Source organism: Streptomyces sp. NPDC055239 (genome assembly GCF_053606205.1).
Genome location: NZ_JBSGRD010000034.1, coordinates 1 through 2,494, shown reverse-complemented (window position 1 = coordinate 2,494; position 2,494 = coordinate 1). Strand labels below are relative to the sequence as shown.

1 rRNA gene is annotated in these 2,494 nt (G+C 56.6%); it reads right to left on the bottom strand.

Features of this window, described 5'->3' with window-relative positions:
- Window positions 1-22 precede the first annotated feature (22 nt).
- Window positions 23-2,494, bottom strand: a 23S ribosomal RNA gene (locus tag ACWFRJ_RS44500); the annotation flags it as partial.

Genomic DNA, 2,494 nt, shown 5'->3' with positions numbered 1-2,494 from the left:
AACACAGTGGACGCGAGCAACTGAGGACAAGCCCTCGGCCTATTAGTACCAGTCACCTCCACCCGTTGCCGGGCTTCCAGATCTGGCCTATCAACCCAGTCGTCTACTGGGAGCCTTAACCCCTCAAGGGGGTGGGAATACTCATCTCGAAGCAGGCTTCCCGCTTAGATGCTTTCAGCGGTTATCCTTTCCGAACGTAGCCAACCAGCCATGCCCTTGGCAGGACAACTGGCACACCAGAGGTTCGTCCGTCCCGGTCCTCTCGTACTAGGGACAGCCCTTCTCAATATTCCTACGCGCACAGCGGATAGGGACCGAACTGTCTCACGACGTTCTAAACCCAGCTCGCGTACCGCTTTAATGGGCGAACAGCCCAACCCTTGGGACCGACTCCAGCCCCAGGATGCGACGAGCCGACATCGAGGTGCCAAACCATCCCGTCGATATGGACTCTTGGGGAAGATCAGCCTGTTATCCCCGGGGTACCTTTTATCCGTTGAGCGACGGCGCTTCCACAAGCCACCGCCGGATCACTAGTCCCGACTTTCGTCCCTGCTCGACCCGTCGGTCTCACAGTCAAGCTCCCTTGTGCACTTACACTCAACACCTGATTACCAACCAGGCTGAGGGAACCTTTGGGCGCCTCCGTTACTCTTTAGGAGGCAACCGCCCCAGTTAAACTACCCATCAGACACTGTCCCTGATCCGGATCACGGACCCAGGTTAGACATCCAGCACGACCAGAGTGGTATTTCAACGTTGACTCCACGAACACTGGCGTGCCCGCTTCAAAGTCTCCCACCTATCCTACACAAGCCGAACCGAACACCAATATCAAACTGTAGTAAAGGTCCCGGGGTCTTTCCGTCCTGCTGCGCGAAACGAGCATCTTTACTCGTAGTGCAATTTCACCGGGCCTATGGTTGAGACAGTCGAGAAGTCGTTACGCCATTCGTGCAGGTCGGAACTTACCCGACAAGGAATTTCGCTACCTTAGGATGGTTATAGTTACCACCGCCGTTTACTGGCGCTTAAGTTCTCAGCTTCGCACACCCGAAAGTGCACTAACCGGTCCCCTTAACGTTCCAGCACCGGGCAGGCGTCAGTCCGTATACATCGCCTTACGGCTTCGCACGGACCTGTGTTTTTAGTAAACAGTCGCTTCTCGCTGGTCTCTGCGGCCACCCCCAGCTCACGGAGTAAATCCGATCACCAGTGATGGCCCCCCTTCTCCCGAAGTTACGGGGGCATTTTGCCGAGTTCCTTAACCATAGTTCACCCGAACGCCTCGGTATTCTCTACCTGACCACCTGAGTCGGTTTAGGGTACGGGCCGCCATGAAACTCGCTAGAGGCTTTTCTCGACAGCATAGGATCATCCACTTCACCACAATCGGCTCGGCATCAGGTCTCAGGCACAAGCTGTCCGGATTTACCTGGACAGCGCCCTACACCCTTACCCCGGGACTACCATCGCCCGGGCTGGACTACCTTCCTGCGTCACCCCATCACTCACCTACTACAAGTCTGGGCCGTCGGCTCCACCACTTCCCTTTGCCCGAAGGCTCCAGGACGGCTTCACGGACTTAGCATCGCCTGATTCAATGTTTGACGCTTCACAGCGGGTACCGGAATATCAACCGGTTATCCATCGACTACGCCTGTCGGCCTCGCCTTAGGTCCCGACTTACCCTGGGCAGATCAGCTTGACCCAGGAACCCTTAGTCAATCGGCGCACACGTTTCTCACGTATGTATCGCTACTCATGCCTGCATTCTCACTCGTGAACCGTCCACCACTAGCTTCCGCTGCAGCTTCACCCGGCACACGACGCTCCCCTACCCATCCCAGCAGGCGTTGGCCCTAATGCTGGAATGACACGACTTCGGCGGTACGCTTGAGCCCCGCTACATTGTCGGCGCGGAATCACTTGACCAGTGAGCTATTACGCACTCTTTCAAGGGTGGCTGCTTCTAAGCCAACCTCCTGGTTGTCTCTGCGACTCCACATCCTTTCCCACTTAGCGTACGCTTAGGGGCCTTAGTCGATGCTCTGGGCTGTTTCCCTCTCGACCATGGAGCTTATCCCCCACAGTCTCACTGCCACGCTCTCACTTACCGGCATTCGGAGTTTGGCTAAGGTCAGTAACCCGGTAGGGCCCATCGCCTATCCAGTGCTCTACCTCCGGCAAGAAACACGTGACGCTGCACCTAAATGCATTTCGGGGAGAACCAGCTATCACGGAGTTTGATTGGCCTTTCACCCCTAACCACAGGTCATCCCCCAGGTTTTCAACCCTGGTGGGTTCGGTCCTCCACGACCTCTTACAGCCGCTTCAACCTGCCCATGGCTAGATCACTCCGCTTCGGGTCTTGAGCGCGCTACTGAATCGCCCTATTCGGACTCGCTTTCGCTACGGCTTCCCCACACGGGTTAACCTCGCAACGCACCGCAAACTCGCAGGCTCATTCTTCAAAAGGCACGCAGTCACGACG